Origin of the sequence: Bacillus sp. bc15, from assembly GCF_900142585.1 — a bacterium.
GTDB lineage: Bacteria > Bacillota > Bacilli > Bacillales > Bacillaceae_G > Bacillus_A > Bacillus_A cereus.
Map to the genome: position 1 here is coordinate 1 of NZ_FRBJ01000019.1, position 22,390 is coordinate 22,390.

Below are 22,390 nucleotides of genomic sequence, written 5' to 3' on the forward strand. Positions count from 1 at the left end.
TATAATAATAATAAATTACACGAATCGGGGGATTATCATCTTGGACAATCAATGTTGGGGTACACCAAAAATAAAGGGCCGTGGCATGGTAAAATGGCAACCATTCGCAAGTATGCCGGAACAGTTCGCAGGAATTAGAGAAATAATGGCTGATTTAAATAAAGTACCGAAACCAATAGTTTCTGAAGATATGAAAGAACAAATTGAACGAAGTCTTATTCATTCGATGCAAAGTAAAGAAGAGATATCTATTTCATATTATCGCGACGGAATGATTCATGACATGTACATAAATGTATTACATATCGAACCGATGCTAAAAACTGTGTATTGTACAGACGCTTTCGGTTTGAATACTGAGTTTAAGTTTGATGAGCTAGTGAGTATAAATTAAAAAAAGCCGTCCTGTTGGGCGGCTTTCGTTGTTTACTTTTTAAAATACTCGTAGAACCATTTACCTTCAGGTCTAGTATCCATCCACCAAGTGATTTTATCTAATTCAGTATTAGGCAATACTTCAGTTTGTAAGTATGCGATACCAGTTGATGGATCAGAAATAACTTGTCCTTTAGTTCCGCGTTCTGCCATAGCATTTAATACTTCAGGAACCAATGCGACGCCAAACCCACCAGATTTAACATATTGATATCCGCCATTAGAAACAGGTTGTTCTGTTTGTTTCTTTCCTGTAAACCAATCTAGTGTCTTATCTCCTTGCAATAAATTAATATCAACTTTTCCAATCCCATCAATATAACCATTATCAGTATATTGCCAGATATCACAAGGATAGGCTGGTTTCTTTTGTGGATTACCATCATTTGTTCCGTATCGTGGTAACCAAATAAAATCAGCTTGTACACTTTGTAAATTGTATTCACCGTACATATGATGTGCTACGTAAAACCCTACTTTCCACCCTGCAGCTTTACATGTATCAATAAAAGCTTGTGATGCTTTCGCTAAATCATTAAGATTACCTTTACTTTTCATTGATTTTACTGTGTCATCTTCCACATCCAGTACTAGGAACTTAGCGTTAGAACTTACTCTTGCTAAGAAGTCCTTAGCTTCCACAATTGCATCTGCTACTGATACGAAACATCCATAAGCATATGCAGCATGTGGAATACCGTATCTCTCTAAATTCGCAATATGGTCATTATACAAGTGATCTACTAAATTTGAACCATATTGTACACGGCAAATAGCTAATTCAATTTGTGGTGCTGCAACTGCCCAATTCATTTTATTGTTCCATTTTGAAATATCTACAATATAACCCATTATTTATCGTCTCCTTCAAAAAGTTTTTGTTTGATTTCTGTCACGTCTTTAGAAATAGACCCGAAAGCTTTTGCCTGTTCTTCAATAACTTCTTGGTTCTTTTGAATAACTGCTTGATATTGTTCCTCACGCTGCTCATTCTTTTTTTGCGTAGTAAAAAGCATCCACACGAATAATGCTGCGAATGCTCCTTGTTGAATGACTGAATTGAAAATTGCATCTTCCATTTTTCCATCTCCTTTTTAGGCAAAATAAAAAGACCAGCTTATAACTGCTCTGTATTTTCCGGTGGTTCTTCAGTTGTTGGCGGTGTAACTGGGTCTGTCGGTTCTTCTTTAATTAAGCCAACTTGTGCAACTTCAAATTTTTGATAAATATTACATCCAATCAAAACTGTTGTTATAGAAGAACTGTTTAATTGTGCATTTAAAAACTTAATATCAAAATCGTTATCAACTGGGATTTCTACAGATTGTCCATTTCTTAATAACACTTTCGCTTTCTTGGATGCATTATCTACATTTTCTATTGGAACAACAACTCTTTTAACATCAAGGCGAGCACTAATAAAATCACCAATCAATACTGTGTTAAGCTCCCCATTATTAAGTTGTTCATTAAGTAATATTGGATTGTAATCCTCTGTTTGGATTGATATTTTTTCACTACCTGTATATATTTCAATTGTTTGCATATTGTCCCATCTCCTTCTTTATTTTTAATCATTTATCTTAAAACGTACCGCCACTTCTTGATTGGATAAAAAGACGACCAGTAACAGTAGCGTTAATTCTAGCTAAACTATCCGGTGTAATTTTAATCTCCACATAACGACCACGTTGAAGTTTACCATCAGAATCCTTTGCTAAATAAGGAATCAAATTAATATCTTGTCCTCTTATTGAATCGAACGGTAAAGTGTTCCCATCAACTTCAATCGTTACTTTTGATGGAGTCTGATATAATTCGAAAATGCCAAACTCAATTTCATGTGTATGGTCCGGTAAAGTTATATCGTGTGTATGATTAGGAATACTGATGTCGTGTGTATGGTTAGGGATGCTAATGTTATGACTATGGTTAGGAATACTGATACTATGGCTATGATCAGGCAATGAAATATCATGTGTATGATCTCCGCTAGAACCGTGTGTATAGAAACTAGATCCCGTTCCTTTTGCGTAAAACGAAGCTGCTGTATTTCTACCAGGATCAGAAAAAGCTGTATACAATCCTATTGTTGTAGGCTCAGCAGGAACAATACCGCCTCCATGAAACATCTTATGGACATGATCTCCTCCACCACTTGATGTTTTAACCGTACCGCCACCAGAACCGGTTGAACTAACGTTTGCTCCTCCGGAACTTGTAGAGCCTACATTAGCACCACCAGAACTAGTTGAGCCAACAGTCGAACCACCAGCTGAAGTTGAACCTACAACAGCACCTCCACCTTTAATAGCACGCTCGTATGCCCTAAATCTTAATATCTCAAATGTTAGTAACAATTCATTCACATTCTTAACATCGTTAGGTATTTGAAACCTAATAATAGCCGGATGGTCGGGATCACAATTATCTTGAAAATCTCGACTATCGATATTCGTTGTCCCTTGGGAATACACTTCATTGACTTTCTGCCGCTTCTCAATATCTGCTTGTATTGTCCCTAAATCAGTTACCTTATTTTCTAACACAAGTTTTACATCAAGAGGATTACCAGTGACATCATCTTTTTGACGGTCCATAACTCGTAAATCAACTGATATATTAAAATCCTCATCATATAAGCGCACTAGCTTACCAGTCTCATACTTTTCTATTTTGTATGGATCAATTAATTCATAATCAATTGCATCAATTTCATATGTTACTTTTGGCATACACGCTTTTAGTAACATTGCTTGAGCTGAAGCGAATAGGGTTTTTGGGTCCTCGAATCGTCTATCTACCCAAATATAATCAAACCCATCATGTAAATCTCTAACGAATGCAGGAGCGTCAATATAAGGAAGACCGTTGTTAATGCTTGTTATGTTTAGTTGGTTAACTCCTTCACCATAGCCAAGCGGATAAATCCTCGTCATGACATCTTTTGCTTCTACTTTTCGCTTAATGCCCTTCATATTCTTTCTATATCGAAGTTCACCCGTAATTTCTTCAGAATATCGGACAATGTTTAATGTCCAAGGATAGGAGGAATCGTCCCATGTCCATTGGAATTTCTCGTCGAACGGCTTCGGAATGCTATAGATTGGGCCTAATAAGGTATCCTCATTTTCCCAACTGTATGAGAAATACTTTGTAAAATCACATTGACCTAGTTTCCAATGTTTTGTTCTTTGTTTACTAAGGAGATATTCAATATTCTGCCTTGTGGTTAAATTGATTCTTTCGTGATAACCAAAAAGCACGCCATCTAACAACGTAGATAAAACGTGCTCGCAATCATAAGATATTTCTTTTTGGATTGCTTCTCTGTCTTCATCACTATCCATAATACGGAACATACCAATCCGTTTACCATTATCAAATATCTCCACATAATCAAACGTTTCAATTTCTTCTCGCTTTGGATCAGTAAATGGCAATGAAAAACCCGCCGTCCAAAGTTCATTTAGAGGCGGGCTGTATTTTATATTATAGGCATTTTCAAGATATGCCTTGAGCTGCATTTGTTTGTTGTAGAGTTTCAGCAATTTATCACCTCAATTCAAAATAAAAAGAGCAGCTGTAGCTACTCTTTAAAAAATAACATTTAATTCTCACCCATTAATGAATATAGCATTAGATCGGAAATGATCTGTTGTCCTTTTTCATTTGGATGGATATTGTCATTATTTATACTATTCAGCTCCATGTTGCTATTTTTAACTTGATAGTTATAATAGCTATACAAATCTACAAATCCGGTTTTGTAATCAGCTGCTAGTCTTTGTACGATTGGATTTATTTCTTTTTCTAGTCTTTTATTAACCCAATCATCCTTAGTTACATTCGAAGTTCTAAGAATGATTTGAGCTTTTGTTTTGCTTTGGATTTGTTCAATTATTGATTTGTATTTTTCCTCGAAAACATCATTAGAAACTTTTTTACCTACATCGTTAAGTCCCGAATTTATTATTACTAAATCCGGATTAGCATTAATAACATTTTCGATACGATTAGACATGTCAACGATTGTATTCCCTGAGACGCCAGAATTTATAACATTGATTATCCCTGATCCAAATGTATTTTTTAAAAGGTCATTTATTATTGATACGTGACCAGGTTTACCATTCGTTTGGGAATTCTGTTCTGTCGTTGAATCACCTAGAAACACAATTGTAGCTGCTTGTCCATTCTCTAATTTTTTAAATGCTTTCGTTTGAAATGGGACTAAATTAAATTCCTTTTTTGCATCATCAGATATTTGATTAGATGCATCATTTTTAACTTTGCTAATTTGTTTTTTTAACGAGTTCTCTTCCTCTTGTTTCTCAGTTTCCTCTTTATGTTGGGCACCTTGAACATCAGCTTTAATTTTACTATCGTAGTATGTTTTTCCTAGAAAACAGGTTACTAAAAATATAATGGCCATTAATACACTTAATTTTTTCATATATGCCTCCTGAAATTACCTATATGAAAATATTAACTTATTAAGAGTATTAATTCCATATAATATATATAAATTTACATTTTTACCACCTTTATAAAGTATTAAGAAATGTTAGTATTTTATCAGCTAGAATTTGATGTCCTGCATCATTCGGATGTAATCTATCGCCAGAAGATTGTCCGACAGCTTTAAAATAATACTCATTCGCTGTGTCATTCCAAGGGAATAAACTGCTTATTCTATATAAATCAAATACAGGTATGGAATATTTTTTTGCTACTTTTATAATGGCGTCAGCTACTTGTTCTAATGTTATTCCTGAACCGTTAGGACCATTGAATGCATCACCACGAGGTAATGGAGTAAAGACCGCGATTGTTTTAGTAGGGTATTTTGTAATCAATTGTGAAAAGACGTTGTCTACTGCTCCATAAAAACTCGCAGCAGAATCAGTATCTCCGAATTGCCCTAAAACTAATGGTTTGCCAGTCTCCCCCCAATCATTGGTTCCAGCGAAAACGGTTATTAAATCAAGAGTTGGATCCATCGCGCCAATACGTTCATAGATAGGTCTTCCTGTACCAGCACTATTTGGCGTTCGCCATCCAGTACCACTTACTCCATAGTTGTAAATAAAGCAATTTATTTTTTCAGCGATGTAATCATGGTAATTTTTATTTGTTCGGAAATTCCGCTCGGTGATACTATCGCCAATAACACCCCATTTTTTAAAAGCCCATTTACTTTTCATGATGGTATTAATAAGTAAAGGAGATAGTCCAAATTCTGTGTTAATCCCTCTATAGTTCAACATATCTAATGAACCAGAGTATGCCCCAGCAGTAACGCCTTGAATAACAACTAAAGGTGTCCAACTGTATTTAACACTTGGTTGTCTGCTCATCCACCACTCAATGTATATCCAATCACCAACCATAGATTTAACTTCTAAGGATAATGTAAATGTGTCAGTTGAATTCTTAGCATCTGCCTTAAAACCAACATAGAAGTCTGAAGGAGATAGCTGAACATTAGTGTTAGATCCAACAACTCCTGCCCACACGCCATTACTATCAGTACTACACAACCAAAACTGTAAATTTAAATTTACAAGTGAATTGATTTGACTCTTTCGAAGCCAAACTGAAGCAGCTGGTGTTTTCCCGTTTTCGAATGGCTTTGGTTTATATTCCATATATGCATTTGTAGTACCAGAAAACGAATAATTCATCCTCTGAACACTTGGGATAAAATCGTTTGAAAATGGAACAGTTTCGCTATTAGGAACTAATACATTTGTTTGATTTTTCCCATTGGTCATGGCCGTTAATAAGTTATTCTCTTTATAAATGGAGTTAAATACTTGTCTCTGCACTTTAAAAAGATTGTCATTTAACTCTTGTTTTCTAACTCTATAATTATCGACATTAGGATAAATTATAGAACTCGACAGTGCAAAATTTGCATTTATTAGTGTCAAATTCATAATATCCAATTTAAATGAGCTTATAATACTTGAATTTAACCGTCTTGAACCTATGAATATAGACCAATATGGAAAATTAGGAGGTGTATTATGTGTAATTTCAACATAGAACCAATCCCCAATTTTAGTTACAACCTTTAATGTTGCGTTTTGCGACGAATTACTTCTCGTCAATGTGTATCCTATCGAGAATGAAGCTGGTGGTATTTCAAAAGAAAGTACTGAATCTGTTACGCCGCTCCATTGCTTATTGCTATTGAAACAGATAAGCGGACAATAAAAATTAACATTAGCAGGTAATGCATTTAAATCGGATTGACGTATCCAAAATCCGACGATTTGTTTTTTTGAAGAATCAACCATTAAAGCATCCGTAACAAAGTGTAAAGATAAGTTAGAGTCTCCTGAATCATAACTCATATTCACCCGTTGATACTGACTCAATAGATTCTTATTAAAAGGCTTTTCCTCTGTATTACTAATGTTACTAACGATTGCCTTGCCATTATTTTTTATTTTATTAGAGCTAATCAAGTTGATTTCTTCATCATTATTGTTCACTTGAAGTTCAACATTTACTTGTTCCTGCATAGTAGATACTTTTATTTCTGTTGTATCCGATTTTCGCTTAGAATCATTTGCGTTATCTATAGCCAAGTTTATTTTATAATAACTTTCATCAAGAAATTCATTTCCATTTAATTTAGGCGCATCAGCCATTTACGTCACCACCTTATATATATTTAGCGCGGTATTTGAATGCAATATTGATGTTTAGGTTAGAACCGCCTATTTGTATTGCATTAGCGCCTGTCATAAACTCTAATTTTTCTAAATTCCCCTGTAGTTGGAATAAGAAATTCTGACCGTTTTTGATTGCTGCATATCGTTCCGCGTCTATTAAAATTGTTGAATTTGTAAAAGTTCCAATAGAAAAACTCTCACCGTTTATAGTGAGAGTTAATGCAGTTGCACTACCTGATATTTCTATAACTGGTCTTACAACAAGTGAACCATAATTATTAATTGATAAAGTTTGCGGACTCGTAATTGTATAAGATGTCCTTCCAAGACCGATAGGTATTTGAGACATCCAAGGGATACGATCACCCCATTTTATTCCTTTCGAGCTTTCCACAATTGAATAAGCGTGTGGATCATACGCGATTAAAGGCAATTCGAATTTTCCCATCCTAAAATAACGATCAATCGGAAGTGAACCACTGTATCGCGCTAGATAATACTTATCAGGTTCATAATCATAAATTAATTTTATTTCCTTTGGTTTTCCGTAAGGATCAATAAAGGCGGTTACCATTTCTCTAATAGCTAAAGATAATTTACGTCTATCTTCTTGTGGTTTAATGATTAATGGTAACTTAAACTCTAAAGGATCTATGTCTGAACCGAAGTAATAAGCACCAGGACGACCAGGAATAGATACTGTATAATCACGAATTGGTGGAGCGGCTGGATGTTGAAATCCTGGTAAAAGAGCTAAACTTAATTCATTTAGTCTTTTTCCATCTATCGTTAAACTCATAATTGCCCCACCCTTCTTCCTGATGTTTTAATATGTTTTCCTAATTCGACTGCTAATTTTTGTACATCGGCTTCTTCTCTAATTACAAATGTGGAACCTCTAAACATATCAGCAAAGTTATATGAATCGGATTTATTTGCATTTGAAGAGGAATTGCCATCCACAGTTCTTTGACTAGCATTTTTATTTATTGCTTCTGAACTATTAGCCAAACTACCGTATACATTGCTCATGACACTTTTCAATCCAGATAACTCTTTCATAGAACTAGCCATCGAATAACTCATATCGCCAATTAATCGACTCATAGTACCTGTAATACCAAGTGACTTTTCATTTGAGGATAATGGCGTTACAGATACGCGATTACCTCTTTTAGTAAATAACTCTGGTCCAGCTTCACCGGCAATAAATGAACCGTCACCAAGAACATGTCCACCTGTTGCTAACATTGGGATTGTCGGTATATGAGTCTTCCCTCCACCAACAAATGGAACCCAATCAGGCATATCTATACTGTTAATACCCTCAATCAATGCATTAATCATTGAAATCACAGCATTTATCGGCGCTTTTGCTGCTAATTCTATTCCGTTGAATACTCCATCAAATATTTTCACAATTCCTTTCCATGCTTTGTCCCAATCTCCTGAGAAAGCACCAGAAATGAAATCGATAATTCCGTTTAAAATCGGCTTTAAGACCGTATCCCACACAACTTTGATTCCATCAAATGCATCTGATACAACACTACCAATAGCACTAAATACAAATTTAAAAGCTGGTAACAGTACATTTTCTATGAATGATGAAATTTTTGAAAAAACAGGCGAGAGTATTTCTTCCCAAACTCGTTTGATAATATCAAATGCATCTTTGACAATATCTTTTATGATTGTGAAGCCTTTATCAAACACCGGTTGCAGTGTTTCAGTGATTATAGATACGATTTGATCTATCGTCGGCTTGAAATATTCGTTGTATATAGCCATGATTTTGTCGCCGAATAATACCCATATAGCAATTAATCCAGCGATGGCTGCAACCACTAAAGTAATTGGGCTTGTTAAAACAGCCATAACTCCTGCAAAGGTTATAGCCCCTGATGTGGCCAAGAATATTACTGGAGCAAGCGCTGCACAAATACCAAGAAGTATACCGACTGCAACTGTTATGGCTGTAATTGCGGCTGCCAATACTGGGTGAGCTTGAATAAATTCAGCTATTTTAGAAACAATGTCGGCTACTGTAAGCAACACCGGTTCAAGTGCTTCTTTTAAATCTTTCATCGCTTCTTTCCATTTGACCATTGGCGATGCATCCATTTTATTAGCTGATTCTTGTAAATCATCTATTCCTTTTTTTAGATCAGCTTGTTTTTCTTCGGTTTGTAAAATTGTATTAATAATGTTTTGTCCTTGGTCTTCAAACATCGTACCGAAAAGTTGCACACCAATCGCTTCACGTAAGGCGGCATCATCGATATTATTTAGCCATTTAACCATATCTACAAATGCCTGTTTACCTTCTTCGCCGCCTTTAGCGATTGCTTTACCCCAACCTTCCAGTTGAGAAAATATTTCTTTTACAGCTGCACTATCAGGTGGATTTTTCGCAAGCTCGAGTTTTTCTGCGTTCATTTCTTTAAAAGATTCTAACTCGGCTCTATGTGATTCGCGAACAGCGTCCATTTCATCACTCAAACGCTCACTTAACGCTTGTTTGCGATTATTATGACTTTCTTTTAAAGATGATAGGTTCGCTTGGCTCACTTCTCTTAACGAATCAAGTTGCGCTTTATTTGATTCACTAATTGCCTTTAAATTCTCTTGCTTACTTTGCTGGAAAGCTTCTTTTTGTTCCTGCTGTCGTTCTTTCAAAGCTTCCTTTTCATTGTTTATTTGTTCTTTAACTTGTTCTTTTCGGCTATCAATCTCTGATTTCAACGCTTCTTTCTTTGCATCAGAGGCTTCTTTGATTCCGTCTTTTTCCTCTTTCAATCTATCGATTTGACTTTTACGCTCTTCACGTATTTTATCAAGACGCATTTTTTCTTCGAGTTCTTGTAATGCTTTTATTGCTGACTGACGCTCTTCTTCATTTTTCGCTTTGCTTATTTTTATCTTTAAATCAGCACGTTTTTCAGCGTTTTCACGATCTTTAATATACTTATCTTCAGCTGCTGTTTTGGAATCTAAATAACCAATTTGATCGTCAATCGCTTTAAGACGATTGTATTTTTCCTCATCGATTAATTTCATACGTTCCATGTATTCTTTATCGATGAGTTTTATTTTCTGTTCAGATGACTTCTCAAACGCCTTAACTTCCGCTTCAAGGGACTTTTCAAGCGCTTTTTGTTGGTTATCGTAATTTTTTGATGCCGCATCATATTGAGCACTAAGCTTTTTCTCTAAATTCTTTTGTTGGTTTTCGTAACTTTTAGAAACTGCATTGTATTCAGCATCAAGACTTTTAGCTAATGCATTCTGTCTTTGACTATGGCTTTTAGAAAGTGCTTTCTCTTGATTATTAAATGAGTTCGCAAGTGCAGATTCTTGTTTTGCGAATCCTTTTTGCATCGCTGAAACTTGTTCGTCAGACATTTTCTCAGTATCATCCACAACACCACGAATAGCATCTTTCATACCGTTGTTTAATCCACGCGCCATTTCAACAGAACGGACACGTCCTTCTTTTAAACCCGATATGTTCAACAGGATTCGCAAGTCCCTGCCAGTTCTCTTATGAACTTCTGCATATCACTATACAGACCAGACTATATCATCATCTTTTTTAAGATGCTCCCCATTTCGGGTGTCATCAGCTTACACCCTACGCTTTTCAGCTAGTCGTTGCACGTTCCTTTTTACAGGCTTCGCTCAGTATTGTCTCTTTTAGAGATTTCCACTGAATTAAAGGAGTTTTCTATGAATGTCACCACTCATAGGGACAATTGTTTATCCAATAGGTTGTCAATATTCCATGATTTTTGTTGAGATGCACTTGTCATAATGCTTTGTACTTCTTGTGCGGTATAACCAACTCGTCTTAGTTGTTGACCGTATTCAGCGATAATGTCAAGTTGTTCAGGCGGAAACCCTATTTTCAAGAGCGCATTTACTAATCCAAGCGCTTCTTTGTTCGATATATTTAATTCACTACCAATTTCATTTGTTTCTTGAATTAATTCTGTAAAGTCAATTTGCGAATAAGAACTAGCAATGTTTGCTGCTCCTTTTATAATTTCTGTATTCGCTGCATCAGAAGCATCTTTATTTAATGCCCATTGTCTACGTACACCTTCTAATGCTTCTTCAGCATCACCGCCATATGCAGTAACAGTTCTGACTGCATCCTCCACAGATCTCTTTGATGATTCCGGAACGTCAAAGGTAATATCGATTTTTGTTTTTAACTCTGACATGTCTAGTGCCTGTCCAATGACTTCTTGAATTCCGCCACCAGCAACGATTCCACCTAATACGTTTTCTAGCTCAACTCCTAATTCTTTTACACTTTCACCTGTTTGATCGGCTTCTTGAGAAAGCTGATTTAAATCATTTCTGATATTTTGAATGGAATTACCATCATCAACAGAACGAAGCGCCTGTTGTAATTTTTCGATATCCGTCTCGGCTCCTAGTGCTTCCCTTCCAATTATCTCAATTGCTTGCTCTAGCTGCCTGCTTGATGCTGTACCGTTTTTAATTGCATTCACAAGACGATTCCCTAATGCATCCGCAAAATCATCAACACTGTTTCCTGTGGCGCTAAATAAAGTCTCTAATTGTCTTGTTGAACTTGCTGCTTTTTCTTGCTCAGCCTTTAATCCTGCAAGACTGTTTTTGAATGTATTAAGTTGCCCTTCTGTAAATTCAATTTCGCGCCTAAATGCCCGATATTGTTCTTCATTAATCGCACCACTTTCAAATTGTGCTTGAACTTGCTGTTGGGCTGACTTTAAGCTGTCTAATTTTTTTGTTGTATTCTCAATTTGTTGCGTAAGTAATTGTTGCTTTTGGGCTAAAGCTTCCACATTACCTGGGTTGAACTTCAAAAGTCGTTCAATATCTTTTAGTTCTTTAGATAGTTCACCACTTCTTTTATTAACATCTTTTAAGGCGTTTTGTAGACCGGTGGTTTCCCCGCCAATTTCTATCGTTATTCCCTTAATTCTTCCTGCCATGTTATCACCTCGCTTGCTTAGAAATTATTAAAGTCATCTTGTGTAGCTGTTCTTGTATTTTCTTGTTCTTTCTTCGGGTTACGTAATTCAACATACTCATCGATATAATCCAAGCAATCACCTATTGTCATATCTTCTAAATCTTCTTTTGAGAGTTTGCATGAATAACAAAGAGCAAGGAATGTCTCAACAGAAAATCCACCTTTCCCCTTGCTACGCCCTTGCCCTTGTTCATCTTCCGTTATTTTTTTTTTGACTGAACAGTACTTTTAATTAAGTCCTGAATTTCAGTGATAATTTCTTCAATCGGAAATTCACCAAATGTATCAAACCATGTTAATGGATCTGGAACCTCTTTATTTGCCGTTTTAGCAAATGCCCATACTAGGTTATAAATAACATCAAAATCTAATTTACTTAAATCAACTTGTGAAATGTTGATATTACTTTGGTCACCATCAGCCGGGATATATGAAGTAAGTGCGCTTAAACTAAGAATATCTGCAAACATATCACGTCTAAATTGCGACTTATAGCGAATAGATGTACCAGCGGTACTTTTTAAAAGAACATCTTTATCATCAATTACAATTGTTTTTTCCATCTAATTACGCCCCCGCAACTTTCTCATACGGCTTTGTATACCAAGCATCATAAATAGGTGCTGGTGTACCTACCGTTGTTGAAACTTTAACTTTTTGATTTACTGGATGTTGTGCTGCAACGAATTTTAATTCAGTTGTATTTGGCTCTGTTTTATCACTCTTTGTGGAAGAACCCGCACCAGGTCGTGATACAGATACGTTGTAAAGTAAGTGGCGAGTTGCTTTTACATCGCCATCAAATTCGAACATTAAAGCTATTTTCTTGATCTTTGCATTCGAAACTTCAGTGATAACTTTATCAGTTTCATCTAAAATCTCTCCTAACACTTCAGTACGGAATGCTTCAGTGACTTTAGCGATATTTAATGTCCCTTCATATCCTTGGTTACTTGATTCAGTGTAATAGTTACTATCATCCGCATAAAAATCAGATTGTTCACCTTTTGGCTCTAACTTCATTTCAACTGCACCTGGTAATTTACCTGGAGTTCCGTATGTGATTTTCCCTGTCTCATCCTCAGTGATTACACTATAATGAACTTTCTTTAGACCAAAAGTAACTTTATTTTCCGCCATTTATATCAACCTCGTTTCATATATTTTTTGGTACATATTTTCAGATTCAATAACCCCTTCAATTGGCGAATCGTAAGGGATTTCAAAATCATCTAGAACCTTTTCAAGTTTTGCTTCTGCAGCTAAGTCTTTTCTAGCTGTGTAAAGCTCTATATTTAAATCATTTATTTTGTGATACACCTTGTTATCAGCCATTAAATTTGCTGAACCGTCTGCAATAAAACAAATATACGGTAACTTTGGAACTGGATTACCTGGTACTAATGTAAAATGCGAATAAGCCACAGGATAACCTGTAGCATCAAGGATATTCTTTAATTCAATTAAGTTCATTGCTGAATCTCCCTTTCAACTCGCTCTGAATATTCGTTTACTGCTTTTTCTTCAGCTGGCGCGATATGAACTATAGCTGGTACACGTCCACCATTTACTTTTGCGTGTCCCTTCTCTAATAAGTGTGTAAGCTGAGGTTTTAATGCATTATGAACAATAAATGCATTTCCCTCTTTCTTCTTACGCCACCCTTTCGCATACTTACGCCCGCTTTGACTGTCACTTTTAGGACTTTTTTGTTTTAATTCATCCACAAGATTGTTTGCAACATCTTCTTTTGCAACTTCTAATTTTTCTTCTACTTCATTTCCATACCTTTGTAGTTCTCTAGCAATCTCATTCGCAATGTCATCAATACTAGTCACCAACTTTCACCTCACAATAAACCTCAGTGAATCCATCAGATCGTGGGAAGGTTCGATAAACTGTATATTTTTGATTCTCATACCTTAATGATGTTTCATTATCGTATTCGTCAGAATCTACAACAAATAAGATCTGTGGTTTCAATCCAAGTTGCCCACCTGCCAAGAATTCTTGACGATTAATACTTAATTTAGAACAAAAGATTTGTCTTGGTATTTCGTTTGTACCAATTACTTGTCCAAGTTCGTCTATTTCAGTTTCAAAAGAAAGCAAAAAGCACACATCGTCTAGTGATATGCGCTTTGAGTTTCCCACACTTGATTTAAGTGATGGCATTTGTAATCCCTGCCTTCTTAATCACCCTGTTGTTAATTCTAAACTGTAAATTTCGAGATAATGGAGTATCTTCTTGTCGGTTTCGATAGGACCATGCTGCGTAATCAACTGTTAGCATTTGGTCATCGATACTTTCAAAATTCAATACAATCCCTGTTCTCTCAATTTCATTTTGCGAACTAACTAGTAGATTATTAAAATAAGCATCCCTCAAATTGTGAGTGATGCCTAAGTCAAGTTTTAATAAGTTTAATAGATTAGCTTTTACTTGCTCATTCATCGCCTTTTAGTTCCTTGATTAAAGGCTCACCTCTAAGGTTTTCACTCCCTGAAAGTTCTTCAGCTCGTTCTTTCTTAGCTCGTCCCTTGCGGGGATAATGATCTCCCTGGCGATAAACATGGTTATTATCTTGTAAGTCTGCAAAATCTTCTAAGACCACATATTTAGCCATTCAGAATCACTCCTTTTTATGCTCCGGCTGGTGCTGCTGTGTATGTGATGTAGTAGCCAGCTTGTGAATCGACTTTTTTAACATCGAATCGTACAAAACCAGCTAATAATTGTCCGTAAATATCATTATCAATCCATTTAACAGAAGCTTGTTTACGATTGAATAAAGTGCAGAATTCTTTAGCATCACCTACGAAACCAACTAGATCGCCAGCTTTTGTTCCGATAATATCATCATCTAAAACAACTACTTCTTTACTCTTAATACGTTTGCCAGATGCAACAGTGATATCATCTTGTAATAAATAACGACCATTTTTATCTTTCAATAAATCTAATTGGTTAAACAGTGAAGATGATACATAGAATTTCACATTGTATACATTTTTAAATCCAGTATTTAGTAGAGTAACAACTCCATCTAATCCAGTTACAACTTTAGCAGTTGCTGATTTGAAAATAGCTGCAATTTGAGCATTCTTTGTATTTAAATCCTGATCTTTGATATCTTCTGCAATTAAGCCAGTGATATCATAATCAGCATCATCAATTACTTCCTGAGAAACAGGGATGTAACCACGGTATGTTGTGATATCGTATGTTACTTCTTCGAATGTTGGTTTTGCAAGCTCTGGATTCTTTGCTAATTCAGCAACAGAAACCATTTTTCCGTTTGATTTTTTGATGATTGGATATTTACCAGAACCACGATTAACAGGAAGTGTACGGATGTATTGCGTTAAATCAACTGTATCAACAAGTTCTTTCTTTGGTGCTAATAACTCTTCTGGAATTAATGCTCCACCTTCCACAGATGTGAATCCAGCACGTGTTTGGTCTTTACTACGTACATAAGCATTAATTGCTTCGCGTGTTTCATTTTGTTTTGGCATATTTCGTTTCGCTCCTTTATCTGGTGATTTACGATTAGATGATTCTAATTCTTTTTCAAGTTCTTCAATTTCTTCTGTTAAAGTTGTTTTCTCTTCTTCTGTGGAAGTAATATCTTCATCATTTTCTTTAATACTTGCTTCAAGTGCAGCTAAATCTTCCTCATTATCGATTCCCTCGATAGATGCGTCTAACTCACTACGTTTTGCAAGTAATTCTGTTAGTTTTCCCTCCACAGTTGATAGAGAGTTACGCTTCATGTTTAATTTAGCGCCGATTAATAATGGATTAGGCATTTAAATGTCGCTCCTTTAATTGTTTTTTTCGTTGTTCTAACTTTTGTTTCTTCATGGTCTCAACATCTTTTTGTCGGGCCATAATATCAGTTTGTGGATATGCTGGAAAAGCTGTAATGGAGACCTCGTGTAATTCAGCTTCAGTAATTCTCCACTTCATTGTTCCATCATCGCGTGTAATTTGTTCTTCTTTTGTTGGGTAAAAACCAAATGAACAACCACGCACTTTCCCAGTCTGTACTTTACGATAAGCACTCTTTGCGTTTGGATCTTCTAAATCAATAATTGCTCGACCCCATAAACCGTGATTATCGGATTTTAACTCCAGTGTATTACTACCAAAACTAGCTAAAACCATTCTTGAATCGTGATTATCCAGACACATAATGTCATTGTTACGTAAACTTTCTTCAAATGCTCCTGGAGCCACTTCTTCAAACGCTCCTGGCCATAATTCAGTTTCTTGATCATAAACAACAAAATACCCTTCAATAACCGCTTCATTTTCATTTTCACTATCTCTCGTTTTTAATTCTGATGTGAAATGCATATGACGTTTATTCATCGTTCTCACCCCCCTTCAACTTGTTTTGACTACCTATCTTATTGGCTGGAATATAGTTTTCCAGGATGATAAGTTCTTGCATTTCCTTATCAGGATCTAAGCCAATCCAATCACGTAATTCATTTCTTCTCATTGCATTTCGGTCAACCATTTGTGTTCCGGCTTCCACCATCTCGCTTAAATTGTACGAGTATAGACTCCGTGGATTTAAACGGAAGAACCAATTCGGACTGAATAATAAATCACGTGTTAATGTTTGAGCTATGACTTGCCCTATAGAGAAAATACGAGTATTAATAAATGTGTTATATTCTTCTTTGTTAAATTCACCAACACCTAAGAAAAAAGCCGGAATCCCAAAGAGTCCAGCAACAGTTTTCTTATCTAATTCAACGCCTTCATTAATGGCGATATCCTTTAGTGACAATGGTTTAACTTGTTCAACATTCATTAAATTTGCTGGAATAATCCAAGGTTTTCCGCCATCTGTTTCTGAAAAATACTTTTCCATGATGCTATCTCGTCCTTCTTTACTAGAAAGTTCTTCTGTCATGGCATCAACAGAAATAATAAGTGACGGCATATATTTACCACTCATAAAATTATTCTTCGTTTTAGTAGCTTGATTTAAATTTTTCGCGATTTCTTTTAACGCCACCCTATATCCTGTACCGCGATATGGATAATTTGGATGAGGATTTATTACAAAATGAATCACCTCGTCCGGCGTGTAGGTTGTACCGTTGAAGTTGATGAGGTAGTCGCCCTCCACATCTTCATAACTCACAGCTTGCATTTGAAATGGTGTCAAATCGTCAATGTAAGTCGTTTTTGGATCAATACCAATGTGGACGATAGAATTTCCATCACCATGAAGTAATAAGTCACTAACAATCTTATAAATCCAACTTTTACGAGTCATATTACGATGAGGTTCAATATCTATCTTTCGTGACAACTGATTTCGTAAACGTTTATCACCCTCATCAGTATTTTCCATAAGATGAATCGTCATATTCGAAACCAAATCAGCGACTTTATCTACAGCAATTAGAACGTCTGGATTGTCTGAAAGTCTTGTATAACCAACTGTTTCAACATCGCCAACCGCTATCGGAATTGTAATAGCCGAACGTGTCTTTTTCTTCCTCCAAAATGCCAAAGTTTTCACCTCCCATCTATGATTAGGTTCTTAGCCATGTTGAAGCATCCATTGATTTAGTCAGGTCTTCAAGCATTTGTACCGCACCGAATACACCTGCATCAAATAAATCTATGCGTTGTGTACCGCCGTCACCATCAACTTTTTCATACTGTATCATGTCATCTGTTTTTTCGATGGCACGTACATTCTGCACACAATATTCAAAAGCTGGATTGTGGACATAATAAAGACATCCGTTTTTCGCTTTCATTTCAATGCGACGGAAGCCTTCTGATTTTTTATAGAAATATTGAGGTTGATCCACAATATTAAATCCTGCACCTTTCATACCAAGGAAAAATTCTCGGCCGAATTTCTTATCAAACCCGACTTTCTTAATTTTAAATCCTTTGGCTTTCATTAACTTAAACCAATTTATAATGTCATCATAATGTACAGTTGCGGTATTACTCATAGTTAATACACCGTCATCTTGCCAACCGAATAAAGGTATTCCGTCTTCTTCTGCTTTGGCATGCGCTGCAACAATTGGGAAAAATGCATGTGATATGACGATATCAATTTCCTTACCTTTGTAGTTATATCGACCATACAAAGCTGATGCAGTTAAATCGTGCAATTTAGATAAATCAGCTCCTCCATACCAATTAATAGGTAATTTCGCTAATTCTTCTAACGTCCAACTGTATTGTTTATCCGAGTATTTAAACTCATTTATATCAAAATACGCATTCATTGATGAAGTGAATATATTAAGAGTTTTATTTAAAAATTCGCCCCGTGTTTGTGGGTCATTCATTGCAAGTTCAGCATCCCTTATTAAATCTACAATCTCAACTGATACACCGCATGAAGGATTAGCCATTTCTAAAATTTCAGGGTCATTATAATTCGTAACATTTCCTTTTTCATCTTGATCTGCTTTACAGACAAAAATAAAATATTCATCATCTATTACTGAACCATTTAGTACCTTCTTACAATATTCCAAACGATGTGCTAAAAAACCACTCGGCAAGTCTCCTGCTGTCGAAATAGCAATTAGTAATTTATTTCGATATGCCTTTTGTGAGTTTTTCATCAAGATATATTGTTTTGCTGATTGCCAGGTATGAACCTCATCCAAAATCAACAAGTTACTATTTAATGAATCTAATCGTTTTGGGTCATTCGCTAATGCTTGTATAAAAATAGAGCCTCCATCGCCAAATTCTTTAGTGATTGAATGCTCTTGGTTATTATCCCTTATTCGTATACTGTCATCATTTAAACGATTTACGTTATATTTTAAGAACCCAAAAGACTCCATAGTTTGCTTAAGACTGTTTGCTAATATATATAACTTGGAACCACTTTTACGATCCAATATGGATAAGGCCCATCCTAAAGCTGACGCAAAAGCTGTTTTCCCGTTTTTACGGGCAATCATTAATAAGGATTCATGAAAACGTCTTACATTACTTCCTTTATTGAAAAAACCCACTAAATTGACGATGACAAACATTTGCCATGGTTGCAATTTAAGAGGAGTTCCTTTTAATGGATTACCTTTTAAATCTTCTCCCTGTTGATGTGCTACAGTACCTTCTATCAGTCCTATAACAAAATCAAATTGTTCTTGTCGAAAATCTAAATCATCTCGTTTTAAATCATTCAGAAATCTTTGTGCCGCATGCCTGTTTTCTACACAAGCTATTTTATTCCCATTTACAATTGATTCAGCATAATTTAAAGCCACCTTAAAATTATCTGAATTAATATGAGATAAATCCATTTAAATCACATCTGTGTCAAGAGGAATTGATCTAATGGCGACCCCTCAGACTTTTTTGGTGGCTCTAGATTTAAAGATTTCGGATTCAAACATAATCTATCAGAATACGCTAATAGGTCTTTTCTTAATGTTTCTATTGTAGAAATAATAGCTGATTTTTTACTCCCTCCATTTGCCGTTTCAGTTTCAAATTGAAAACCATTACTTTCAAATTCTCTTGTAAAACGGATGTACTGGGAAAATAAATCGGAATAAACATCGATTAAAGGGTCATATTCAGGCTTATAAACACCTAATATTTTCATATCCCTAATCGTGTTTTTTGCTATTGTCTCTTTGGTTGAAGCTTTCTTCGCCATAGACATTCCTCCTTCCAAAAAAAGTTTTTCAAAATACGTCAGAGAGGGAAAAAGCTCCCCCTCTCGGTCCCCAATAAGTTTTTTTATTTATTATTTAAGTGGGGGGCTGTTTCTTTAATCAAATCTTTCTTCTTGAATTGTTTTCCCGACAACATATTTTTCATGACCATCAATATGTTTTATTGTCATATTGTGCTTGCCTTTCTTTTCGAATTCATCTGTTGTCCATTCATAATTGATTAGTACTTTACCTTTTATATCAATACCTTTGTAAGTAATAGAAGGAACACTATTCATGTCTTGAACTTCAATGACTAACAGTGGAGTTTGCTTTGTATTAGAAGTTAATACTCTTTCCACATCACATGAACAAATACCAATGTCCTTGTTGTAATAGTTATGAACCATAAACGATAACTCATCCGCTTGTTCTTCAGTTAATAACTTACCCTTACATCCCATTCTCCCTCATCCTTTCCATTCGTTCTATCCATTGCTTACCTAACTCTGTTAACTCATCACTGATACGATCATGCATCTTATCGTGACATCTTCCACACAGGCTAACCAGATTACTTGTTGTGAGTCTTAGCTCCGGTCTATTCCTTAATGGATGGATATGATGTACAGTAGTTGCTTCTTTGTTCTTGCCGTATCTTTTACACTCTTGGCATTGGTATGTGTCACGCTTTAATACTGTCGTGCGTTTGTTCTTCCAACGTTTTGTTTTGTAGAAGTTAGTCAATGTTTCTCACTCCTTATCACAAACCATATTTTCAGTTGCACTCACAATTACTTGATTGTTTACTATTTGAGTTGTTGTTGTATATTCTCCTGTACCAACCATCTTACCGCCCTTATCATGACAATCCTTCACACTTATAAGGAAACCGATAAATGCAAGAATAATTAATATGAAACATATAACTATAAGCGAGTTAAGTAATCTTTCCATTTACTCACCACCTATCTTTCTACATAATAAAAAACACCCGAATGGATGTTATAGTTTTATTAATTCACTTTAAATCAATATCGATATCATAATAAATTATAAAAAATATAAGAATAGGTAAATAGAGAAGAATGTAGGATTCTTACAGAAAGATAGATATCTATATTCATTTATAATTACCTAATACAAAATGTATACATTACTGTCTATACATATCATTTATAAACATATTCCGGTACGTGATATTTTAATATCCACTCACAAACAAAAAGAGCAACCGTTTCGTTCAGTTGCCCTTCCGTTAATTCTTTATGTTATTACTATAACCCATTTTTACAAGGGTTTCGTTGCCCACAAAGTACCTTACCTAAAGGTGACCTACTAAAAGGTAACCTTTTATAATGCATCCACAAACTTTAATACCTTTCTTATCTCAGCATGTTTACGCTTGATGTAATATGGACTGTAATCTAAATCGTATGCTATTTGTTCTAATGTCATCCCATCAATGTATTTCTTTTGAATGATTTTATTGTCCAACCCTTCAAACTTACTAATCATTACCCTTAACTCATGCATGTCATTCATTGTATGAGCTAATTCATATTCGATGGCAGCAATACGATCTTCCAGTTTCCCACCTTCTGACCCTTCAGTTAAACGTACTTCTTGCAAGTCACCATACACCCAACGTTTCAATTCTCTTTTACTTCGTAATAAATTGTTTTCTAGATAACAAATTCTATCTTCTAGGCTTCTATAATCTTTTAACCATTCTAGCAATGTGTATGCCACCTCACTTTATCTAATATATCCGCTTCCACCTTCAATTACTTTATCTCCAATGTGAATGAAACATTTATCAAACGTTTTAGCTGGTGTAAGACTGATTTTAAATCCATCAATTTCCTTAATCTTTTTAACCCTCAAATTAATTCCATGACCTTCTCTTTTATGCGCTTCCTTCACAGCTTGATCTAAATTCTCTCGTACAATAAAGTATGTTTCCCAATCAGTTCGAACCATATATAAATCCATTCAGATAATACACCTCACTTATTTTAGGATGCCAGCTTGTACAAATATATTTCTCCATGCTGTTTCAACACGATATTTTTCAAATGACTTAGCTCTACGAGCGATTGCTTTCCTAACTTTACGTTTTTTATGCTTTTTCATCGTTTTTCCCCCTTTAATTTCACCTCAAAACGTATGAATCGTTTTATACACTGTTTTTATGCGTTTTTAGACGTTCTAATGTTCACAAGACCTATTGCATTCAGAAATAATTTAAACGTTTAATTTCCTTATTATATACAGCCGTTTTTTCGTGAGAAATGAATATTAACTTTGTTTCCAGCTCTCACCTTTACGCCAATGGATATTCCGTGCTTGTCTCTCTGTAAATCCTATTTCCTTCAACTCTTTTATATTTTGCGGTTCTTTATAAGTGAAATTACCGCTGTATTCTTTGCCAAAATCAAAATCCGAATCAACAACCTGTTCAGAATCAAAGTTGACCTCTTGAACCCCGCCCTTTATTTCCACACTTTCACCATCAGCAGTCTCTATAAAGAATCTCGCATTCTCTAAATTTACTCCCATTCAC

At 35.4% G+C, this 22,390-nt stretch carries 28 protein-coding genes and 1 pseudogene; 1 reads left to right on the plus strand and 28 read right to left on the minus strand.

Going from position 1 to position 22,390, the window contains the following annotated elements:
- Positions 1 to 40 precede the first annotated feature (40 nt).
- Positions 41 to 394 carry a YolD-like family protein gene (locus BUA87_RS28310; protein WP_072941466.1) on the plus strand — a complete coding sequence of 118 codons (354 nt, stop codon included), beginning with the start codon at positions 41 to 43 and terminating at the stop codon, positions 392 to 394.
- 32 nt (positions 395 to 426) lie between these two features.
- Here the strand turns inward: BUA87_RS28310 and BUA87_RS28315 are convergent, their stop codons facing one another.
- The 28 genes and pseudogenes from BUA87_RS28315 to BUA87_RS28450 form a co-directional block, all read right to left on the minus strand.
- Positions 427 to 1,287 carry a GH25 family lysozyme gene (locus BUA87_RS28315; RefSeq protein WP_072941469.1) on the minus strand — a complete coding sequence of 287 codons (861 nt, stop codon included), beginning with the start codon at positions 1,285 to 1,287 and terminating at the stop codon, positions 427 to 429.
- Positions 1,287 to 1,514, minus strand: coding sequence for a BhlA/UviB family holin-like peptide (locus BUA87_RS28320; protein WP_072941473.1), 228 nt, complete (start codon positions 1,512 to 1,514; stop codon positions 1,287 to 1,289). The genes BUA87_RS28315 and BUA87_RS28320 overlap by 1 nt, the downstream gene beginning before the upstream one ends.
- A gap of 38 nt (positions 1,515 to 1,552) precedes the next feature.
- Positions 1,553 to 1,981 (minus strand): hypothetical protein, encoded by a 429-nt coding sequence (locus BUA87_RS28325; protein ID WP_072941476.1) that lies wholly within the window; start codon positions 1,979 to 1,981, stop codon positions 1,553 to 1,555.
- 37 nt (positions 1,982 to 2,018) lie between these two features.
- Positions 2,019 to 3,962, minus strand: a complete 1,944-nt coding sequence (locus BUA87_RS28330; RefSeq protein ID WP_072941479.1) for a phage tail spike protein — start codon at positions 3,960 to 3,962, stop codon at positions 2,019 to 2,021.
- A gap of 83 nt (positions 3,963 to 4,045) precedes the next feature.
- A complete protein-coding gene (locus BUA87_RS28335) occupies positions 4,046 to 4,891 on the minus strand; it encodes an SGNH/GDSL hydrolase family protein (protein ID WP_072941483.1) in 846 nt (281 codons plus the stop codon).
- 91 nt (positions 4,892 to 4,982) lie between these two features.
- Positions 4,983 to 7,097, minus strand: coding sequence for an SGNH/GDSL hydrolase family protein (locus BUA87_RS28340; RefSeq protein WP_072941488.1), 2,115 nt, complete (start codon positions 7,095 to 7,097; stop codon positions 4,983 to 4,985).
- A gap of 13 nt (positions 7,098 to 7,110) precedes the next feature.
- Positions 7,111 to 7,920: a distal tail protein Dit gene (locus BUA87_RS28345; protein WP_072941491.1), complete on the minus strand. Its 810-nt coding sequence runs from the start codon at positions 7,918 to 7,920 to the stop codon at positions 7,111 to 7,113.
- On the minus strand, positions 7,917 to 10,637 hold the full coding sequence (locus BUA87_RS32020) for a replication protein (RefSeq protein WP_256678997.1): 2,721 nt from the start codon (positions 10,635 to 10,637) through the stop codon (positions 7,917 to 7,919). Before BUA87_RS32020 ends, BUA87_RS28345 begins: the two co-directional genes overlap by 4 nt.
- 245 nt (positions 10,638 to 10,882) lie before the next feature.
- Positions 10,883 to 12,109, minus strand: a pseudogene (locus BUA87_RS28355) (tape measure protein); the annotation flags it as partial.
- Between the two features lie 241 nt (positions 12,110 to 12,350).
- Entirely contained in the window at positions 12,351 to 12,713 is a 363-nt protein-coding gene (locus BUA87_RS28360; RefSeq protein ID WP_072941499.1) for a hypothetical protein, read from the minus strand.
- 4 nt (positions 12,714 to 12,717) lie between these two features.
- Positions 12,718 to 13,290, minus strand: coding sequence for a major tail protein (locus BUA87_RS28365; RefSeq protein ID WP_072941502.1), 573 nt, complete (start codon positions 13,288 to 13,290; stop codon positions 12,718 to 12,720).
- A complete protein-coding gene (locus BUA87_RS28370; RefSeq protein ID WP_072941506.1) occupies positions 13,291 to 13,623 on the minus strand; it encodes a hypothetical protein in 333 nt (110 codons plus the stop codon).
- Positions 13,620 to 13,988, minus strand: coding sequence for an HK97 gp10 family phage protein (locus tag BUA87_RS28375; protein WP_072941509.1), 369 nt, complete (start codon positions 13,986 to 13,988; stop codon positions 13,620 to 13,622). Before BUA87_RS28375 ends, BUA87_RS28370 begins: the two co-directional genes overlap by 4 nt.
- Entirely contained in the window at positions 13,981 to 14,325 is a 345-nt protein-coding gene (locus tag BUA87_RS28380; RefSeq protein ID WP_072941511.1) for a hypothetical protein, read from the minus strand. Before BUA87_RS28380 ends, BUA87_RS28375 begins: the two co-directional genes overlap by 8 nt.
- The gene (locus BUA87_RS28385; protein WP_072941514.1) at positions 14,312 to 14,605 is read right to left on the minus strand and encodes a hypothetical protein; all 294 of its coding nucleotides are present in this window, start codon (positions 14,603 to 14,605) and stop codon (positions 14,312 to 14,314) included. Before BUA87_RS28385 ends, BUA87_RS28380 begins: the two co-directional genes overlap by 14 nt.
- On the minus strand, positions 14,598 to 14,777 hold the full coding sequence (locus tag BUA87_RS28390) for a hypothetical protein (RefSeq protein ID WP_072941516.1): 180 nt from the start codon (positions 14,775 to 14,777) through the stop codon (positions 14,598 to 14,600). Before BUA87_RS28390 ends, BUA87_RS28385 begins: the two co-directional genes overlap by 8 nt.
- Before the next feature lie 16 nt (positions 14,778 to 14,793).
- Positions 14,794 to 15,963, minus strand: coding sequence for a phage major capsid protein (locus BUA87_RS28395; protein WP_072941518.1), 1,170 nt, complete (start codon positions 15,961 to 15,963; stop codon positions 14,794 to 14,796).
- On the minus strand, positions 15,956 to 16,528 hold the full coding sequence (locus tag BUA87_RS28400) for an HK97 family phage prohead protease (protein WP_072941521.1): 573 nt from the start codon (positions 16,526 to 16,528) through the stop codon (positions 15,956 to 15,958). Before BUA87_RS28400 ends, BUA87_RS28395 begins: the two co-directional genes overlap by 8 nt.
- Entirely contained in the window at positions 16,521 to 17,690 is a 1,170-nt protein-coding gene (locus BUA87_RS28405) for a phage portal protein (protein WP_072941523.1), read from the minus strand. The genes BUA87_RS28400 and BUA87_RS28405 overlap by 8 nt, the downstream gene beginning before the upstream one ends.
- A gap of 22 nt (positions 17,691 to 17,712) precedes the next feature.
- A complete protein-coding gene (locus BUA87_RS28410; RefSeq protein WP_072941526.1) occupies positions 17,713 to 19,467 on the minus strand; it encodes a terminase large subunit in 1,755 nt (584 codons plus the stop codon).
- Between the two features lie 5 nt (positions 19,468 to 19,472).
- The gene (locus BUA87_RS28415; protein WP_072941530.1) at positions 19,473 to 19,826 is read right to left on the minus strand and encodes a P27 family phage terminase small subunit; all 354 of its coding nucleotides are present in this window, start codon (positions 19,824 to 19,826) and stop codon (positions 19,473 to 19,475) included.
- Positions 19,827 to 19,940: 114 nt separating this feature from the next.
- Positions 19,941 to 20,288, minus strand: coding sequence for a hypothetical protein (locus tag BUA87_RS28420; protein ID WP_072941533.1), 348 nt, complete (start codon positions 20,286 to 20,288; stop codon positions 19,941 to 19,943).
- On the minus strand, positions 20,278 to 20,571 hold the full coding sequence (locus tag BUA87_RS28425) for an HNH endonuclease (protein ID WP_072941536.1): 294 nt from the start codon (positions 20,569 to 20,571) through the stop codon (positions 20,278 to 20,280). The genes BUA87_RS28420 and BUA87_RS28425 overlap by 11 nt, the downstream gene beginning before the upstream one ends.
- A gap of 6 nt (positions 20,572 to 20,577) precedes the next feature.
- The gene (locus BUA87_RS28430; protein ID WP_072941539.1) at positions 20,578 to 20,781 is read right to left on the minus strand and encodes a hypothetical protein; all 204 of its coding nucleotides are present in this window, start codon (positions 20,779 to 20,781) and stop codon (positions 20,578 to 20,580) included.
- 396 nt (positions 20,782 to 21,177) lie between these two features.
- Positions 21,178 to 21,564, minus strand: a complete 387-nt coding sequence (locus BUA87_RS28435; protein ID WP_072941542.1) for a DUF1492 domain-containing protein — start codon at positions 21,562 to 21,564, stop codon at positions 21,178 to 21,180.
- Between the two features lie 18 nt (positions 21,565 to 21,582).
- Positions 21,583 to 21,819 carry a hypothetical protein gene (locus BUA87_RS28440; RefSeq protein WP_072941545.1) on the minus strand — a complete coding sequence of 79 codons (237 nt, stop codon included), beginning with the start codon at positions 21,817 to 21,819 and terminating at the stop codon, positions 21,583 to 21,585.
- Positions 21,820 to 21,837: 18 nt separating this feature from the next.
- Positions 21,838 to 21,960 carry a DUF3983 domain-containing protein gene (locus BUA87_RS28445; RefSeq protein ID WP_072941549.1) on the minus strand — a complete coding sequence of 41 codons (123 nt, stop codon included), beginning with the start codon at positions 21,958 to 21,960 and terminating at the stop codon, positions 21,838 to 21,840.
- Positions 21,961 to 22,125: 165 nt separating this feature from the next.
- Complete coding sequence (locus BUA87_RS28450) at positions 22,126 to 22,386, minus strand: PadR family transcriptional regulator (RefSeq protein WP_072941552.1); 261 nt, start codon at positions 22,384 to 22,386, stop codon at positions 22,126 to 22,128.
- Between the last annotated feature and the right edge of the window lie 4 nt (positions 22,387 to 22,390).

Excerpts from the sequence above, each read along its gene's own strand:
- BUA87_RS28360 (WP_072941499.1), bottom strand. The coding sequence starts at position 12,713 with ATGGAAAAAACAATTGTAATTGATGATAAAGATGTTCTTTTAAAAAGT.
- BUA87_RS28380 (WP_072941511.1), bottom strand. The coding sequence starts at position 14,325 with ATGCCATCACTTAAATCAAGTGTGGGAAACTCAAAGCGCATATCACTA.
- BUA87_RS28325 (WP_072941476.1), bottom strand. The coding sequence starts at position 1,981 with ATGCAAACAATTGAAATATATACAGGTAGTGAAAAAATATCAATCCAA.
- BUA87_RS28330 (WP_072941479.1), bottom strand. The coding sequence starts at position 3,962 with ATGCAGCTCAAGGCATATCTTGAAAATGCCTATAATATAAAATACAGC.
- BUA87_RS28445 (WP_072941549.1), bottom strand. The coding sequence starts at position 21,960 with ATGAAAAAGCATAAAAAACGTAAAGTTAGGAAAGCAATCGCTCGTAGA.
- BUA87_RS28335 (WP_072941483.1), bottom strand. The coding sequence starts at position 4,891 with ATGAAAAAATTAAGTGTATTAATGGCCATTATATTTTTAGTAACCTGT.
- BUA87_RS28315 (WP_072941469.1), bottom strand. The coding sequence starts at position 1,287 with ATGGGTTATATTGTAGATATTTCAAAATGGAACAATAAAATGAATTGG.
- BUA87_RS28420 (WP_072941533.1), bottom strand. The coding sequence starts at position 20,288 with ATGGGATGTAAGGGTAAGTTATTAACTGAAGAACAAGCGGATGAGTTA.
- BUA87_RS28440 (WP_072941545.1), bottom strand. The coding sequence starts at position 21,819 with ATGGATTTATATATGGTTCGAACTGATTGGGAAACATACTTTATTGTA.
- BUA87_RS28410 (WP_072941526.1), bottom strand. The coding sequence starts at position 19,467 with ATGGATTTATCTCATATTAATTCAGATAATTTTAAGGTGGCTTTAAAT.
- BUA87_RS28395 (WP_072941518.1), bottom strand. The coding sequence starts at position 15,963 with ATGCCTAATCCATTATTAATCGGCGCTAAATTAAACATGAAGCGTAAC.
- BUA87_RS28320 (WP_072941473.1), bottom strand. The coding sequence starts at position 1,514 with ATGGAAGATGCAATTTTCAATTCAGTCATTCAACAAGGAGCATTCGCA.
- BUA87_RS28450 (WP_072941552.1), bottom strand. The coding sequence starts at position 22,386 with ATGGGAGTAAATTTAGAGAATGCGAGATTCTTTATAGAGACTGCTGAT.
- BUA87_RS28365 (WP_072941502.1), bottom strand. The coding sequence starts at position 13,290 with ATGGCGGAAAATAAAGTTACTTTTGGTCTAAAGAAAGTTCATTATAGT.
- BUA87_RS28345 (WP_072941491.1), bottom strand. The coding sequence starts at position 7,920 with ATGAGTTTAACGATAGATGGAAAAAGACTAAATGAATTAAGTTTAGCT.
- BUA87_RS28370 (WP_072941506.1), bottom strand. The coding sequence starts at position 13,623 with ATGAACTTAATTGAATTAAAGAATATCCTTGATGCTACAGGTTATCCT.
- BUA87_RS28340 (WP_072941488.1), bottom strand. The coding sequence starts at position 7,097 with ATGGCTGATGCGCCTAAATTAAATGGAAATGAATTTCTTGATGAAAGT.
- BUA87_RS28430 (WP_072941539.1), bottom strand. The coding sequence starts at position 20,781 with ATGGAAAGATTACTTAACTCGCTTATAGTTATATGTTTCATATTAATT.
- BUA87_RS28400 (WP_072941521.1), bottom strand. The coding sequence starts at position 16,528 with ATGAATAAACGTCATATGCATTTCACATCAGAATTAAAAACGAGAGAT.
- BUA87_RS28390 (WP_072941516.1), bottom strand. The coding sequence starts at position 14,777 with ATGGCTAAATATGTGGTCTTAGAAGATTTTGCAGACTTACAAGATAAT.
- BUA87_RS28415 (WP_072941530.1), bottom strand. The coding sequence starts at position 19,826 with ATGGCGAAGAAAGCTTCAACCAAAGAGACAATAGCAAAAAACACGATT.
- BUA87_RS28385 (WP_072941514.1), bottom strand. The coding sequence starts at position 14,605 with ATGAATGAGCAAGTAAAAGCTAATCTATTAAACTTATTAAAACTTGAC.